Below are 16,303 nucleotides of genomic sequence, written 5' to 3'. Positions count from 1 at the left end.
CAGTGGAAATCTGCCCGCATGCCATATATCGTCAAGATCGTGCCAATTTTTCCGGTGACCTGTAATGCAAATGATTGCTCCGCTTCATGCCCGTTCGCCTGCACCGTTCAACCGCCGACTGGTTCTGTTGGCCTATGAATGTCTGTGTACCTTTGAATTCGGCATCGCCGTTGAGGCCTTCGGACGCGCCGACGAGGTGTTCGGTCAGCCTTTGTATGATTTGAGCGTGGCGTCGGTAGAAGAGGGCGTTTTCGGCGCGCAAGGCGGCGTGCGGCTGGTGGTTGACGGCGGACTTGAGCTGCTGGAAGAGGCGGGCACCATCGTGATTCCCGGCTGGCGCAGCGTGCATGAACCGGCATCGGATCAGCTGATTGCGGCGTTACAAAAAGCCCACCGCAACGGCACGCGTATTGTTTCGATCTGCGCAGGCAGTTTCGTACTCGGCGCCGCCGGATTGCTGGATGGGAAGCGTGCTACCGCGCACTGGAACAGCACCGAGATTCTGGCGCAACGCTTCCCGCAAGTGCAGGTTGAGCACGGCATGATTTATGTTGATGAAGGCAGCATCATTACCTCCGCGGGTGGCGCGGCGGGTGTGGATTTGTGCCTGCATCTGATTCGCCGCGATTATGGCATCGAAGTGGCAAACCGCACCGCGCGCCACATGGTCACGCCGCCGCTGCGTGAAGGAAATCAGGCGCAGCTGATCCAGCAACCGGTGCCGCTACGCGCGGCAAAAAATCTTTCACCGCTGCTCGATGATTTACGCAATCACCTCAACACGCCGTTAGTGATTGATCAGCTCGCCAGGCAAGCCGGCATGAGCCGCCGCACCTTTTTGCGACGCTTTCATGACGCCACGGGAACCACGCCGGGAGAGTGGATGCTAAACGTGCGGCTGGAAAAAGCCTGTGCTCTGCTGGAGAGCGGCAAACTGAGTGTGGATCAGGTTGCCGAACAGGCTGGATTTGGATCGCCGGAAGCGCTGCGTCATCACTTCCGCCAGCGACTCAATACCACGCCGACCAATTGGCGCAAGACATTCAATGAACGAGCGTCATTAGACGAAACAAGCATTATCTAGCAGGTTTGTCCGGTTTGATTTTTCGTTCGGTTTGCTCAGAGGTGCCAAAATGGTCCGTGTCATTGTGGCCATGATCGCCTGACCCTGTTATCAGTTTAAGTTGTACGACATTACCTTGCTGCCAGGCATCTGCACCCGCGGCTACAGGGCGAGCCACAATGTCTTGCCGTTGTGCTTTGATGTCTCGGGTGTTGACACCAAAACGACGATCCCGGTCTGCAAGCAGTGCCGGATCAAGTTGCCCTTCACCGGTAAAGCCCATCATCAGCGCCGGACTGCCCAGCGGCAACGTTTTATCTCGATCAGTGTGCCAGGTGTGCCAGGTTTTACCGTAGGTGTTAACGATGTTACTCATCAACGCCTTCTCTGCAACTGCTGGCAGACCGGGTGCAATTAAACTGCCGGATTTCACCTCATACTGATGACTGTGCCAGAGTTTTTTTTCATCGGGTGGCAGCGTTTTGAACAGACGCTCTCTGATGATGTATTCAACGCCCATTAGCCGCGCATCTTTAGTATTTCCATCATAAATAACGGCTTGCATAACATCATCATTAAGCACCGTGACATAGTGATGCGCTTCCATCTGTCCGTTTTTGTCGCCATTGTAAAAATGAAAACCGTCAAGATATGCGCTGATGGCCTCCACGGGCGGGCGCGACTGCATCACCTGTGCTCCCGATTCTAGCGTACGCATTTTTGCAGACGTTTCCTTTCCAGGCAGGGGCGTATGCGGTGGCGTATTTGAGGCACCGCAACCGGCCAATAACAGAACGGGAAAGATAATCAGAGGTAAAGATTTCATAAAGTTTCCATCTTATAAGGAGTATGAAGAAGATAGACCAAATAGTAAATATTGGCTGAAATAACCGCGATTTTGGTCAATGGCTCGGTTTAATCAGCTTAATAAAATAAAAGAATGTAAGCGTATATTAATTACCGCTAATTTTCGTGTTTCCTAATAATGTCCTTTCGCCGTTTGCATATCAGGTAGATGACTTCTATGCTTTCAACGAAATCATTTAATAGTGTGAAATAATTGCGATTACGATCGCCTTTTAAAGTTGTAGAGGAGGAAAGTAAATGCAATATAGAAAACTCGGACATTCCGGCCTGCTTGTTTCCAAATGCGTGTTGGGTACGGTTCCCTTTGCGGGTAAAGCTGGCTTTGAAAAAACCGGCAATGTTAATGCAGCAGAAGCCCGCCGATTTATTGATATCGCGCTGGATCACGGTGTAAATATGATCGACACAGCCGACCTGTATTCAATGGGCGGGGCCGAAGAGGTTGTAGGTGAGGCGCTGCGAGAAAAACGCGACCAAATCATCCTGGCAAGTAAAGCAAGAAGCCCGCTGGGCGACGACCCTAACGCAAGTGGAGCAAGTCGTTTCCACTTAATTAACGCCTGTGAAGCAAGCTTAAAGCGCTTAAATACCGATCACATCGATTTGTACCAAATCCACAATTGGGACGGCGTAACGTCGGTGGATGAGACTTTGCGTGCATTGGAGGATTTGGTTAAAAGCGGCAAGATTCGTTACTTTGGTACCTCGAATTATACCGCCTGGCAAATGATGAAAACGCTGGGGCGAGCTGAAGCACAGCAGTTATTTAAACCTGTGAGTCAGCAGATTTATTACACGCCGGAATCACGCGAAGCTGAATACGAGTTATTGCCGATGGCATTAGATCAGGATATTGGCACGCTGGTTTGGGGGCCGCTGGGTGAGGGTCTGTTAACCGGCGCGGTGGGACGCAATAAGAAGGCGCCGGCCTCGACGCGTCAAGGTAGCGGATGGCCTGAGCCGTATGTGCACGATATGGAGCATGCTTATAAAGTCATTGAAGTGCTAGAAGAAGTGGGTGCTGAACTGAATGCTTCCATCCCCCAAATTTGTCTGGCATGGTTAGCCGACCGACCGGGCATTACGTCACTGATTGTGGGAAACAGAACTGAAGCGCACTTACGTGAGAACCTTAACGCTTTCGAGCTGCAATTAAGTGATGAGCAGCGTCAGCGTATTGAGCAGGTAACGCGTCCGGCACCTAATTACCCTTATTGGCACCGTTTTACCAGCGGCATGGATCGTATTGATCCTGCGGAACAGCCTTTTCTTAATGAATATCAGCAAACGCTCGATAGCAGAAAAGATCAGGCAATGAAATAGCGCATTAAGCGGGCCACACCAGATGGCCCGCAGAATAAAACGCGTTGGGTTTATAACAGGCCGCCATCAATAGCGGCCAATAAGAAGTTAGTTACCGCGATAGGTCGAATAACCAAACGGGCTCAGCAGCAGAGGAATATGGTAGTGCTCGCCGTTGCTTTCCATGTTGAATTCCACTGGAATTTCCGGGAAGAAGGTTTTTTGATTGTTGGTTTTATAATATTCGCCGGTTTTGAATACCACGCGATAGCTGCCTGCGGTCGCCGTTTGATCAGCTGGAAACAGCGCACTGATTCTGCCATTGCTGTCGGTTTTACCACTCGCTAACTTCACCCAGTTATTATTTTGTTTTTGATCGAGTTCGACTTCAATGCCTGCAGTTGGCGAGCCGGTCTGCAAATTCAATACATGAACGCTAAGCGGATTTTTAGTTGCCGCAGGTTGTGCCGCCACGGCTGAAATGGCTGCGGTTGAAAGTAAAGCGCCAATCAAAGCAAGTTGAGTTTTCATTAAATGTCCATTTTTTACAGGTGAATGTGGGTGAAGAATAGGGCGAAAAATATCGGAAGGATAATCGATCGAATTAAATGTGAAATTTCCTGGAAGATTGCGCACGTAATCGACAAAATCATCTTTTGCCGCAATTTCATACAGCAGTTTCAATCTGGTAACAGAGATTCACCCAGACATGAACTCCTCTACTTTGGCTTCACCATCTTCAAGTAAGCGGGCGTAACCCCGCTTATCTAAATCAGATTGTGGGTCTGTAAACAGCATGTAAGGCGCTCAACAAAATCAACTGTGCTTGTTTTGGCTCATTTTCACTTTTCGTTAATGTCTGGCTAATTAGTACCTACGATCATTCAGAATACACTGGCTAAGTGTGTAACATCCTGTAAGCGGAGCCGGAAATATCTTAATAAACACGCAATTTATTATTAGCCTGCAAATGTAATTTTCCTGGGAATAAGCGAAGGGTAAAGCCAGGTTAAGCGAAGCGGTAAATAAGTGGAGATTGATCAAGAAATAATCGATTGCATCGTATTATTAACAAAAATTACTCCCCTGACAGCATTGTGTCTGTATTTAAGCGAAGCGTAAATGCAGGGTCAGGAGAGTGTGGGGCAGAAGTTAAACGACGTTAATTGTGTATTCTTGTGATGCTAATGTTATTTGCGCCGGCTGATCTTCCCTCCTTTACGGCCTGCTTCAATGGCGCGTTCAGGATCGTTTTTGAAGTTGCCGCTACTCGCCTGACCACCTTTGCGCCCAGCTTCAGCCGCGCGTTCCTTATTCTCTGCGAAGTTACCTGCGCCCCCACGACGTTGCGGTTTTTTTTCTTCCTCATCGGGTAGCTTCTTAGCGTCCGTCATTGGTTCTCCTCTTTGTTAGTGCCAATGTGATGCAAAATAAATGTAGTGATGTTTTTACCAGATTCAAGCCAGGGTTAATCTTAATACTTAATTCAACAATCTTGATTGCCTAACTATCAGTCGATTTTCATTGATGTCTTCATGAAATTACCATGAATCTTTATTATTATTTTTTTAACGCGAAGAGGGAAGCTTTCCAGCCAGAAATAATAAGCGAAGCGGTAGGTGTTGTTACATTTTATCTCAGTCGCAATTCTGGGTTTCAATACTTGCGCCGCAGCGAACCGTTGCTACGTTTAATTAATCTGCTCGTTAAGTCTTAATTAACGCTTCGCTTATTTTAATTTATTAGTCTAAATGAGCCGATATTTATCCCTTCAGGCAGCTATCAGGCGGTGCGCGATCACCAAGCCGTTCGGTAGCAGAAATTCCCACTTTCGGAGCGAATTGATGACCAAAGAATTTGTGTACCTGGACTGGCTGCGCGATGCGCATGCCATGGAGAAACATGCTGAGTCACTGCTGCAAGCCGCCGCGTTGCGTCTGGATGACTTCCCGCTGCTGCAGGCGCGCATTAAGCAATACATGCAGCAAACACGTGAACAACAGCAGCAGGTTAAAGATGTGCTTAAACGTTACGACAGCAATTGGTCGGCAATGAAAGATGCGTTAGGACGTATGTCAGTGGTTGGGCAGGCAGCAAGCGATATGCTGCGTGATGAAGAGGGCGTGCGCATTGCGGTAAGCAGCTATGTTTTCTGCAACTACAAAGTGGCGACCTACACTGCATTGTTAGCAGCCGCACAGCAGGCGGCAGATGATAAAGGCGTAATGGTTTTTCAGCGTATCGTGCAGCATGAAATGCAGATGGCGGATTGGTTGCTCCATCAGCTTCCTGATGTCGCGAATGAAGCGATTTTGCAGCGTGCTGAAGTAGCATTTTGAGGGATGACGGCGGTCGGTCAGCAGGATAGCTTTGCTGACCGCTGCTTCGTGTGCTAAATCCCAAACTATGCAGATAAGTAATCAGTTTTCTCTGAGTCAAATTGCTGCAAATGATAAAAATAAGATCAATTCTTCCATATTCTGAGGGTTAACGGAATTCTTTATTATAAAATAAGCAAAATAACCAGGCGGATAATATCATTTGTTTCGTTTCTATTAACTGAAACTGATCAATGAAATCGATTTCAAGAAATATTCATTCATGCCTGTTTTTTACCAATCACCTCAATTAACGTTCAACGCTAATGTTAATGAAATAGATGACGATAACAACAAAGATGATGCCGATTCACTCTCGGAGCATTTTCTATTTTTAAAATAACACCGTTCTCTTCACTACTTTTCAATCAAAATCATTGAGGTTTCTAAATGGACGTAGTTCAAAGATTTTCGCGTAATGTAAAGTTGCGGACCAAACTAACAATATCCTCTGTGCTCAATATCGCGATGCTACTGTTAGTGGCATTGCTCGGATTAAACTCGCTATTTTTAGCCGAGACCGGCGTCAATGGCATGATGAAAGAGGATTACCCCACCATAGCGTTAGGTAACCAATTGATTGATGAAATCAACGTGACAGTGCAGCAGCAGGCACTGCTGATGAGCCCAATCGATACGTCGCGTCGGGCAACCATTCAGAGCAATCTTCAGGAGGCATCGAAGAAGATCACTGCAACCTATAAGCGATTAGGTGAGTTGGCAACGGATGAACAGTCACTGGCCTTTCTTAAGCGCGTTGAAGTGAAGCGAGCGGACTTCCTTAAAGAGAGAAACGCCTTCTTTGATTTAGTGAACAATGATGTGTCTAAAGCAGTGGATTTCTATTTTTCTACGCTTGCTTCAGCACAACGGAATTATATCAATGAAGTAGAAGGGTTTATTACTTTGCAAGAGCAGCAAATAAATGACTCTTATAATAACTTTATGGCCTCTTACAGCAAAACGAAAATTTCAATGCTGATTATTTTTGTTGCGGCTATTATGGTATCAGCGTTAATTGGCTGGATAATTATCCGCTCGATTACTGTGCCATTACGAAAGGTCGTTGCGTTTCTTGGCAGAGTGGCGGATGGCGATCTCAGCTCTGACTTTTATGAGCAGCGTAAAGATGAAATGGGCCAGTTAATTAATGCCATTCAGCAAATGCAGGAGAAAATGTCGCATATCGTTAGCCATATTCGTATGAGCGCTGAACAAATATCGGGTGGTGCCAGCGAAATAATGTCGGGCACCAACGATCTCGCTGCACGTACGGAAGAGCAGGCGAGTTCAGTTGAACAAACGGCGGCCTCAGTGGAAGAGTTCAGTGCCACCATCAACAATACGCGTAATAACACGCATGTTGCCGCTGATCTTTCCGCCAAGGCTGAAACCACGGTGGGGCGTAACGCCAGCATGATGGATAACGTTGCCACCAAAATGGCCGAGATCAATGATTCTGCCAGCCGTATGGCGGACATCATTAACCTGATCGATTCCATCGCCTTCCAAACCAATATTCTGGCGTTGAATGCGGCAGTTGAAGCCGCGCGTGCCGGTGAACATGGTCGCGGTTTCGCCGTTGTCGCGCAGGAAGTGCGCGCCCTGGCGCAGAAAACCGCGACTTCGTCGCATGAAATCCGTAATTTGATTGAGGAGTCTTCCACGCGTATTGCGGATGGGCGCGATATGGTGACGGACGCCAATAAGCTGATGAACGGCATGATGTCCAACGTGGCTGAGATGAAAGAGCTGCTGGTGCAGATCAATCAGGCCAGTAGCGAGCAGGCCGACGGCATCAGCCAGATCAATACCGCTATCAGCCAGATTGATATCACTACCCAGCAGAACGCGTCGCTGGTGGAGCAATCGCTGGCGGCTTCGGCGATGCTCAGCGAACAGGCGGCAAATATGGTGAATAGCGTGAGCGTGTTTACGCTGCGTAGAACGGCATAAGATGATGATGATCCAGAACGGCGTGTGCGTTCTGGATCATTTTTTAGATGGCCTGATATTCGCCGGTGCCTTCTGGCCACGGTGTTAACAAATCAAACCCAGTTTCGGTCACCGCAATGGTGTGTTCCCACTGCGCCGACAGCGAGCGATCTTTAGTCACCACCGTCCAGCCATCAGACAATACGCTGGTGCCCGCTTTGCCAGCATTAATCATCGGTTCAATCGTGAAGATCATGCCGGCTTGCAGCGCTAATCCTTCGCCTGGGGTGCCGTAATGCAGAATCTGAGGATCGCCGTGATACACCTCGCCAACACCGTGACCGCAATACTCGCGCACCACGGAAAAACCCGCTTTTTCCGCCACCTGTTGTATCGCCGCACCAATATCGCCCAAGGTCGCGCCCGGTTTTACCACGTTGATGCCTGCCACCATCGATTCATAGGTGATTTCCACCAGACGTTTCGCGCGTACCGATGGCTGACCGACGTAATACATGCGACTAGTATCGCCGTACCAACCGTCCTTAATAATGGCAACGTCAATGTTGACGATGTCGCCATCCTTGAGTTTTTTCTCACCCGGGATGCCGTGACACACCACGTGATTCACCGAGGTGCAGGTGGTGCGTGTATAGCCGTGATAGCCGATATTGGCCGGCACAACTTTCAATTCGTTGACGATGTATTGGTGGCAAATTGCGTCCAGCTCATCGGTGGTCACGCCCGGTTTGACGTACGGCGTGATCATCTCCAGCACTTTAGCGGCGGCGTGTCCGGCGGCACGCGCCAGTTCGATCTCTTCAGCGGTGTGCAGTTTGATGCTCATTACGCGATTCCCTGCGAGGTGAAAGAAGGATGGTCGAGCAGTTGCGCTAAATCAGCACCGCTGTCGCGTTCGACGCGCATCAATAAACGCGTCAATTCCTGATGATTGAGTGACGGATAGATCTCGGCTAGCATGCCGATTTTCATCCAGTGTTCTGCCTGCGCATTGATTGAACGGCTCATCGCCGTGCTAGCGATGCGCAGATTCTCATGCATTAACTCAGAGATTTTCACGATGCCCATGCGATAACCTGTATATGAAACGTATGCGTTATGTATATAGGCTACAATTTTAAGGTGAGATATGCAAAGGAGAAATAATGAGAGGAATAATTATCACCAGTTTGCTGCTGGTACTGACAGCCTGTTCCAGTTCGGTGGGGCGTAATTTTGATACCGCCAGTATTCAGAACATACACACAGGCCAGACAACCCGCGCTGAATTGATCGCCATGTTTGGCCCGCCTGATAAGGAATCCGCTTATCCGGATGGCCAAAGACTGATGATGTGGAACTACAGCGAAGCCCGAACGATGGATACTACGGCTGGAAAGACACTGACTGTTCAAACGAAAAATGGCCGGGTGTTCAATTATACGTTCAGTAAAAGCTGAAGGGTGAAGCCAATCCATGGCATAAAAAATCCTAAGGCGCCTTACTCAGACTTCGTTGGAGGACGACGGCTTATTTTGCCTCCCTTCCGGCCCGCTTCAACGGCTCTTTCAGGGTCGTTTCTGAAGTTGCCACCACTGGCTTTGCCTCCCGCACTACCAGCTTCTTTTGCACGTTCCGGATTGTTGGCAAAATTCCCTGCGCCGCCTCTGTAGCTCTGTTGTTTCATAGGAAGACCTCTTATCAATGTTCCATTAGATTTAAGGACTAGCTAGTCACGCTGCTATTTTAGTCCGTCGCAACAGTTAAGCCAGAGATAAAAGCGCAATCGTTTTAAACAGATCAAAAAAAGTTCATGTATCTGGCTATTTAACAGTGACCTCCGTCACATTTTGAAATTCCTGTCTATACTTCTGCCTTTTGGGTTTCAACCTTTGCGCCTGATGGCGCGTTCAACATGCAGGGAACAGGAATGGACACATCGCAGCAAAATAGTGAAGACGATTCGCCGCTAAGTAACCTTACCGTCAAACAGCGAATCTTCTTTGTGGTATTAGTGGCCACCATGGGCGCACTGGCATTTGGTTATGACACCGGCATTATCTCCGGTGCCTTGCCGTTTATGACTTTACCGCTCGATCAGGGCGGCCTCGATCTCACCCCGTTCACCGAGGGTTTAGTGACGTCATCACTGATTTTCGGTGCCGCAATGGGCGCTTTTATCAGTGGCTACGTCTCCGACCGCTTTGGTCGCCGTATTACGCTGCGTACGTTGGCGCTGATCTTTGTCGCCGGCGCAATTGGTACCGCATTAGCACCAAACCTACATGTGATGGTGGCGATGCGTTTTCTGCTTGGGATTGCCGTCGGCGGGGGTTCCTCAACCGTACCGGTGTTTATTGCAGAAATTGCGGGACCAAAGCGTCGTGCGCCATTGGTCAGCCGCAACGAGCTGATGATCGTTTCCGGACAGCTGCTGGCTTATGTTGTCAGCGCAGTGATGAGTTTTACGCTTAACGATCCGCACCTGTGGCGCTACATGCTGGCGATGGCTATGATTCCGGGCGCCTTGCTGTTCATCGGCACCTTTTTTGTCCCGGCGTCACCACACTGGATGGTGGCAGAAGGGCGCATTAAAGAAGCGAGCCGTATCCTGCACAAACTGCGTGAAACACCGCGTGAAGTGAAAAGGGAGATGGCAGAGATGCGTCAGCACGCCAAGGCGGCGCGTCAGGGGCCTTCAGCGAAAGAACTGTTGAAAGAGAAGTGGATCCTGCGGTTGCTGTTGGTGGGCGCGGGGCTGGGCATTGTCATTCAATTTACCGGCGTGAACGCCTTTATGTATTACACGCCAGTGATTCTGAAAACCACCGGCATGGGCACCAACGCGTCGATTGCGGCGACCATTGGTAACGGCATTGTGTCGGTGCTGGCTACCATGGTGGGCATCAAAGCGGTAGGACGTTTCGGACGCCGTACCATGCTGATGACCGGTTTGACGGTGGTGATCGCCATGCAGCTGGTCCTCGGCTGCGTGCTGCTGTTGATGCCACAAGATATGACGCAAAGTATCTTCGCGCTGGCGGCGATTCTGGTGTTCCTGTTCTTCATGCAGATGTGTATTTCGCCGGTTTACTGGTTGTTAATGTCGGAACTGTTCCCGATGAAAGTGCGCGGCGTGCTGACCGGCGCTGCAGTTTCATTCCAGTGGATCTGTAATGCGGCGGTGGCGTTTGCCTTCCCGCCGTTGTTGGCCGCTACCGGCAATGCGGCATTCTTTATCTTTGCGGCCATTAATGTCGGTTCGCTGATTTTCGTCATTACTATGTTGCCTGAGACTAAGGGCAAATCACTCGAGCAGATCGAAAACGAAATGCGCGAGCGGTTTAGCGAGCAAGAGCAGGATCAGCAAACCGCATAGCGATGCTTGAGAATTCCTGGTCGCGGGAGGAAGATACGTTTCTTTCACCGGGCCAGGATTTCCCATGCTAATCACCGCCGAGAACACGCGCACCTTCAATACCGATATCCGACTGGCCTGCACGTTGGCCGCCGTTGCAGGCGCACTCAACACCGCGGCATTTGAAACCGTCGGCTTCTTCTCGGCGAACATGACCGGCAATGTCTCCTCTCTCTCCGACCATCTGGCAAAAGCCAATCTGCACGTTGGCCTGTTTTTTCTGCTCATCGTATTGCTGTTTATCGCCGGATCATCGGTCTCAACGCTGATCATTAATTCCGGCAGACGACGTCAGATACGCGGCATTTACGCCATCAATATCCTGATTGAAGGCATCGCTTTACTGATGCTGGGCATGGTTGAAAGCTGGTTCCGTTTTAGCGGTTCCGGCGTGCTGCTGGTGCTGAGCCTGAGTTTTTTGATGGGATTGCAGAATGCGGTGGTGACGCGCATCTCCAACGCTCGCGTTCGTACTACGCACGTTTCCGGCACCGCGACCGATATTGGCATTGAGCTGGCGATGCTTTTTGATGTGCTGCGGCGCAAAGAATCGCCGAAAGATGCGCCGCTCTACATTGAACGGCTTAAGTTGCATTTTTACACCGTTGTAGCGTTTTTGGGCGGCGGCGTGCTGGGGATTTGGTTGCTGCAGTGGATGAGCTATCTGTTGCTGATGGTGATTGGCGCACTGCTCAGCGTGCTGGCACTGGCGGCACTGAAACGAATTTAATCGGTGACCGGCTTCACACTTCTCCACGGCATTCACTAAAACTGCTTGCCACTTTTATCGCCCTGTAAGCAAGATAGCGTCCGTTGAGGATTGTTACTGTTCGGCAGGCAAAACCTGAGACGCGCCCTTTTTCAGTTGAAGAGGGCGCGTCTCAGGTTTTTTTTTGCGCGAAATTTGGGGCATGAGTTTAAGGCAGGTTCAGGAGAAAAAGTGATGCAATATCAGGAACTGGCGGATGACATCGTTAATGGTGTTGGCGGCAAAGAGAACATCATCAGCGTGATGCACTGCGCCACGCGCTTGCGCTTCAAACTGAAAAACAGTCAAAAAGCGCAAACCGCCGCGTTAAAGGATAACCCTGGCGTGATCATGGTGGTGGAGAGCGGCGGCCAATATCAGGTGGTGATTGGTAATCAAGTGGCGGAAGTGTATCGCGAACTGACGGCACGTCACGTGCTGGATAATCAGAGCGAGGCCGCAGACACCGATGCGCCACAAGGCCTGTTTGCCCGCTTTATCGATCTGGTTTCCGGTATCTTTACCCCGTTTATCGGTGTGATGATCGCCACCGGCATCATCAAAGGGTTGCTGGCGCTGGCTTTGGTGGTGGGTGTAATGCGTGCCGATAGCGGCAGTTATAAAGTGCTGTTCGTCGCCAGCGACGGTTTGTTCTACTTCCTGCCGATTTTGCTTGGCTACAGCGCCGGTAAAAAATTTGGCGGCAATCCGTTTGTCAGCATGGCCATCGCCGCTGCGCTGGTGCATCCGATGATTCTCGAGGTGCTGCAACAGCAACAGCAGGGCCATCCGCTGACCTTCATCGGCATTCCGCTCGAAGTGCTGAACTATAGTTCGTCAGTCATTCCGATTATCTTTGCGGCCTGGGTTTCCAGCCTGATTGAGCGCTGGGTACATCCGCGTTCACCCAGCGCGGTACGTAATTTCACTACGCCGTTGTGCTGTTTGCTGATCACCGTGCCGCTGACGTTCCTGGCGATTGGTCCGGCCGCGACCTGGCTGAGCCGCATGCTGGCCGAAGGCTATTTGTGGATTTACAGTCTCAGCCCGATGATCGCGGGTGCAGTGATGGGCGCAATTTGGCAAGTGTGCGTGATTTTTGGTCTGCACTGGGGATTGGTGCCGATCATGCTGAACAACCTCGCCAACTTTGGTCATGACACGCTGCTGCCATTGCTGATGCCTGCGGTATTGGGCCAGGCGGGCGCAACGCTGGGTGTTTTTCTGCGTACCCGCGAAGTCAAACTCAAAGCGATAGCGGGATCGGCCTTTACCGCCAGCATCTTCGGTATCACTGAACCGGCAGTGTATGGCGTGACGCTACCACGTCGTCGTCCGTTTATCTTCGGCTGCGTCGGTGGCGCATTGGGTGCGGCGATTCTCGGCTTTTGGCACACCACCATTTACTCCTTTGGTTTCCCAAGCGTATTCACCTTTATTCAGGTGGTGCCGAACAGCGGCATTGATGCCAGCGTGCTGGCGGCATTCGCTGGCGCGGCGGTAGCGCTGTTATTTGCCTGCGTAACCACCTATCTGTTCGGCCTGAGTGAACCCGCAGCCGACGTGGTGGCGCCACCCGCACCGGTTTCTCAGCCCACCAGCCTGACGCGCCGCGAAAGCGTGGTCAGCCCGATAGCGGGCAACGTGATCCCGCTCGATCAGGTTAACGATGAAACCTTTGCCAGCGGATTGCTTGGCAAAGGCGCGGCGATTATTCCGCAGCAGGGCCGCGTGGTTTCCCCGATTGATGGCGTAGTGTCGTCAATGTTCCGTACTGGCCATGCGATAGGGCTGACGTCGGCGCAGGGCGCGGAGGTACTGATCCACGTCGGCCTCGATACCGTGAAGCTGGATGGACAATATTTCTCGGCCAAAGTAGTGAACGATCAGCCGGTAAAAGTGGGCGATCTGCTGCTGGAGTTCGATCTCGATGCCATTAAAGCCGCAGGTTATGACCTCACCACGCCGGTTTTGGTGAGTAACAGTGATGACTTTGTGGATGTGTTAACCCTGAGCCGCACGGCCGTGAGCGAAGGCGCTCCGTTGTTGGCGGTGCTGAAATAATAGAGGAGCAAGCAAATGACTAAACGTTTCCCGGACGGATTTTTATGGGGCGGCGCGGTGGCCGCTAACCAGGTTGAAGGTGCTTATCAGGAAGGTGGTAAAGGCTTATCAACCTCGGATTTGCAGCCGAAAGGTATTTTTGGTGCGCGCGTGGAGCGCGGCGGTGATGACTTTGGTATTAAAGATACCGCTATCGATTTCTATAACCGTTTTCCGGAGGATATCAAACTGTTCGCCGAAATGGGCTTTACCGTGCTGCGCACCTCGATTGCCTGGACGCGCATCTTCCCGCAGGGCGATGAAGCGGAACCCAATGAAGCAGGATTAGCCTATTACGATCGCCTGTTCGATGAGATGGCCAAATACAACATCACACCGCTGGTGACACTGTCACATTACGAAATGCCTTACGGCTTGATCAAAAAGTATGGCGGCTGGGGCAATCGCATCACCATTGATTGCTTCGAGCGCTATGCGCGCGCAGTGTTCACCCGCTTCCAGCATAAGGTGAAACTGTGGCTGACCTTCAATGAGATCAACATGTCGCTGCATGCGCCGTTCACTGGCGTGGGACTAGCGGAAGAGAGCGATCAGCAGGCGATCTATCAAGCCATTCATCATCAGCTGGTGGCGAGCGGACGCGCGGTGAAAGCCTGCCATGACATCGTTAAGGACGGCAAAATCGGCAACATGCTGCTGGGCGCGCTGCTCTATCCGCTGAGCTGCCGCCCGGCAGATGTGCTGGAAACCTTGCAGCAAAACCGTGAATGGCTGTTTTTTGGCGATGTACAGGTGCGCGGCGCGTATCCCGCCTATATGAAACGCTTCTTCGCCGATCGTGGCATCAGCATTGCGATCACCGAAGCCGATAAGCGCGACCTGCAAAATACCGTCGATTATATCTCCTTCAGCTACTACATGACCGGCTGCGTCACCACCAATGAAGAGGAGAATCAAAAAGCGCGTGGCAATATCCTCTCAATGGTGCCAAACCCGCATCTACCGAGTTCCGATTGGGGCTGGCAGATTGACCCCGAAGGGCTGCGCATTCTGCTTAACATCCTGTATGACCGCTATCAAAAGCCGCTGTTTATCGTGGAAAATGGGCTCGGCGCCAAAGATGTGGTGGAAGCTGACGGGCGCATTAACGATGATTACCGCATCCAGTATCTCAATGATCATCTGGTACAAGTGCGTGAAGCGATTGAAGATGGCGTGGACGTGATGGGTTATACCTGTTGGGGACCGATCGATTTGGTTAGCGCGTCAAAGGCCGAGTTCTCCAAGCGTTACGGCTTTATCTATGTTGATCGCGATGATGCGGGCAACGGCACGCTAACGCGCTCACGCAAAAAGAGTTTCTTCTGGTATCAGGATGTGATTCGCAGTCACGGTGAAGCATTGAAGTAACCATCCAATCAATCCTGCGCCGCAAAAACCGTAGCGGCGCAATTTATTGCGCATTGCCGCATAAACCGTAGCGTTATGCCTCATCCGCGTCATCCTGCAATGCCAGCGTCTCTTTACGTACCCGCTCGATATGAATAGTGAGAAACATGCGCTCCTCACTGGAGAGTTCATACAGATATTTTTGTTGAATATGCTGGTCGATTTTCACCGCACATTGATAGGCCAGCGGATACTTGTCGCGCACCACATCATGCAGAGATTCATCCTCGCTCCACACGCCCCGTTTGCCCAACATGCGCTGCGCAAAGAACTTCAGATGGTTAACAAAACGGTTGTAGCTCAGGCTGTCGGTGCGGTAATCCAGTTGCAGGCGATACTTCACGATATGCAAGATTTCCTGCATAAAATGCGTAATGTGCGAAACATCCGCGAAGTCACTGCCGAGCTGCGCGTTCACCAGATGCAGGGCGATAAATCCAGCCTCATCCTCCGGTAGCTCGACGCCCAGCCGCTTGTTAATCAGTTCAAGCGCTTCAACACCGAGTGAAAACTCTTTCGGATAAAGCGTTTTGATCTCCCACTTCAATACGTTACGAATCGGGATGCCTTGCTGATGGCGTTCGATCGCAAAATGGCAGTGATCGCACAGCGCGATAGAGAGACTTTCATGCAGCGGTTGGCCAAGCTGCTGGCGCGCATTGGCAATAATCAGTTCGCTGGTGGTGATCACCTCGAGCGGAATATCTGACAACAATTCGCTCAGTCGGCCGGTTAAGGCATCACTTTGCAGCGCAAATACTTTTTCGATCTGCTGCGCATCCAGTTCGTCGCCAACGCGCTTCTGAAACGCTAAACCGCGTCCCATCACAACTTGTTCTTTGCCGTTGTCGCCCAGTACCACCGCGACATTATTGTTGAGGATTTTGGCGATTTTCATTTTTTGTCTGCCCTGAAAAATAAAAAACCTGACCCACCGGGAGGACGGCGTGTCAGGTTTTGCCTGCGCTGAACGCAGTAACAATCTCGCAAGATCATAATCGGCTGAACTTTTCCGACAAGCAGAGCGACAGGTAAATGTGAAACGCATCATATTTCCAGCGCGATTAATCCGATGCTGC

At 50.8% G+C, this 16,303-nt stretch carries 16 protein-coding genes; 9 read left to right on the top strand and 7 right to left on the bottom strand.

What is annotated here, in order from left to right:
* The first annotated feature begins 64 nt into the window (after positions 1-64).
* Entirely contained in the window at positions 65-1,084 is a 1,020-nt protein-coding gene (locus tag ACRQ84_RS21550) for a helix-turn-helix domain-containing protein (RefSeq protein WP_483818042.1), read from the top strand.
* Here ACRQ84_RS21550 and ACRQ84_RS21545 read toward each other — a convergent pair.
* A complete protein-coding gene (locus ACRQ84_RS21545; RefSeq protein WP_483818041.1) occupies positions 1,077-1,889 on the bottom strand; it encodes an OBAP family protein in 813 nt (270 codons plus the stop codon). The genes ACRQ84_RS21550 and ACRQ84_RS21545 overlap by 8 nt on opposite strands.
* 278 nt (positions 1,890-2,167) lie before the next feature.
* Between ACRQ84_RS21545 and ACRQ84_RS21540 the strand changes: the two genes are divergently transcribed.
* Entirely contained in the window at positions 2,168-3,253 is a 1,086-nt protein-coding gene (locus tag ACRQ84_RS21540; protein ID WP_483818040.1) for an aldo/keto reductase, read from the top strand.
* 87 nt (positions 3,254-3,340) lie between these two features.
* On the opposite strand, the gene uraH is transcribed toward ACRQ84_RS21540, so the two are convergent.
* On the bottom strand, positions 3,341-3,763 hold the full coding sequence (gene uraH / locus ACRQ84_RS21535) for a hydroxyisourate hydrolase (protein ID WP_483818522.1): 423 nt from the start codon (positions 3,761-3,763) through the stop codon (positions 3,341-3,343).
* Between the two features lie 659 nt (positions 3,764-4,422).
* The gene (locus tag ACRQ84_RS21530) at positions 4,423-4,626 is read right to left on the bottom strand and encodes a con-10 family general stress protein (RefSeq protein ID WP_064740224.1); all 204 of its coding nucleotides are present in this window, start codon (positions 4,624-4,626) and stop codon (positions 4,423-4,425) included.
* A 450-nt stretch (positions 4,627-5,076) separates the two neighbouring features.
* Here ACRQ84_RS21530 and ACRQ84_RS21525 point away from each other — a divergent pair, with 450 nt between their 5' ends.
* Positions 5,077-5,571, top strand: coding sequence for a DUF892 family protein (locus ACRQ84_RS21525; RefSeq protein WP_064740223.1), 495 nt, complete (start codon positions 5,077-5,079; stop codon positions 5,569-5,571).
* A 492-nt stretch (positions 5,572-6,063) separates the two neighbouring features.
* Complete coding sequence (locus ACRQ84_RS21520) at positions 6,064-7,566, top strand: methyl-accepting chemotaxis protein (protein ID WP_231102743.1); 1,503 nt, start codon at positions 6,064-6,066, stop codon at positions 7,564-7,566.
* Positions 7,567-7,609: 43 nt separating this feature from the next.
* Here the strand turns inward: ACRQ84_RS21520 and map are convergent, their stop codons facing one another.
* Both map and ACRQ84_RS21510 read right to left on the bottom strand, forming a co-directional pair.
* Entirely contained in the window at positions 7,610-8,392 is a 783-nt protein-coding gene (gene map / locus ACRQ84_RS21515) for a type I methionyl aminopeptidase (protein WP_064740221.1), read from the bottom strand.
* The gene (locus ACRQ84_RS21510; RefSeq protein ID WP_064740220.1) at positions 8,392-8,634 is read right to left on the bottom strand and encodes a ParD-like family protein; all 243 of its coding nucleotides are present in this window, start codon (positions 8,632-8,634) and stop codon (positions 8,392-8,394) included. The genes map and ACRQ84_RS21510 overlap by 1 nt, the downstream gene beginning before the upstream one ends.
* A gap of 77 nt (positions 8,635-8,711) precedes the next feature.
* On the opposite strand from ACRQ84_RS21510, the gene ACRQ84_RS21505 reads away from it, so the two are divergent.
* A complete protein-coding gene (locus ACRQ84_RS21505; protein ID WP_064740219.1) occupies positions 8,712-9,005 on the top strand; it encodes a hypothetical protein in 294 nt (97 codons plus the stop codon).
* Positions 9,006-9,046: 41 nt separating this feature from the next.
* Here the strand turns inward: ACRQ84_RS21505 and ACRQ84_RS21500 are convergent, their stop codons facing one another.
* Complete coding sequence (locus ACRQ84_RS21500; protein WP_073991688.1) at positions 9,047-9,232, bottom strand: con-10 family general stress protein; 186 nt, start codon at positions 9,230-9,232, stop codon at positions 9,047-9,049.
* A gap of 243 nt (positions 9,233-9,475) precedes the next feature.
* On the opposite strand from ACRQ84_RS21500, the gene ACRQ84_RS21495 reads away from it, so the two are divergent.
* The 4 genes from ACRQ84_RS21495 (at position 9,476) to ACRQ84_RS21480 (ending at position 15,185) form a co-directional block, all read left to right on the top strand.
* Positions 9,476-10,924 carry a sugar porter family MFS transporter gene (locus ACRQ84_RS21495; RefSeq protein ID WP_483818039.1) on the top strand — a complete coding sequence of 483 codons (1,449 nt, stop codon included), beginning with the start codon at positions 9,476-9,478 and terminating at the stop codon, positions 10,922-10,924.
* A 64-nt stretch (positions 10,925-10,988) separates the two neighbouring features.
* Positions 10,989-11,693, top strand: a complete 705-nt coding sequence (locus tag ACRQ84_RS21490) for a YoaK family protein (protein WP_064740217.1) — start codon at positions 10,989-10,991, stop codon at positions 11,691-11,693.
* Between the two features lie 213 nt (positions 11,694-11,906).
* Complete coding sequence (gene bglF / locus ACRQ84_RS21485) at positions 11,907-13,775, top strand: PTS beta-glucoside transporter subunit IIABC (protein ID WP_483818038.1); 1,869 nt, start codon at positions 11,907-11,909, stop codon at positions 13,773-13,775.
* Positions 13,776-13,790: 15 nt separating this feature from the next.
* Positions 13,791-15,185 (top strand): glycoside hydrolase family 1 protein, encoded by a 1,395-nt coding sequence (locus ACRQ84_RS21480; RefSeq protein WP_483818037.1) that lies wholly within the window; start codon positions 13,791-13,793, stop codon positions 15,183-15,185.
* A gap of 73 nt (positions 15,186-15,258) precedes the next feature.
* Here ACRQ84_RS21480 and licT read toward each other — a convergent pair whose 3' ends face one another.
* Positions 15,259-16,122, bottom strand: coding sequence for a BglG family transcription antiterminator LicT (gene licT / locus ACRQ84_RS21475; RefSeq protein ID WP_483818036.1), 864 nt, complete (start codon positions 16,120-16,122; stop codon positions 15,259-15,261).
* Between the last annotated feature and the right edge of the window lie 181 nt (positions 16,123-16,303).

Source organism: Pantoea sp. E2023-21, from assembly GCF_051302795.1.
Taxonomy (GTDB): Bacteria; Pseudomonadota; Gammaproteobacteria; order Enterobacterales; family Enterobacteriaceae; genus Pantoea; species Pantoea ludwigii_A.
Note: the sequence above shows the minus strand (reverse complement) of the source record. Positions and strands in the feature narration are given on the sequence as shown.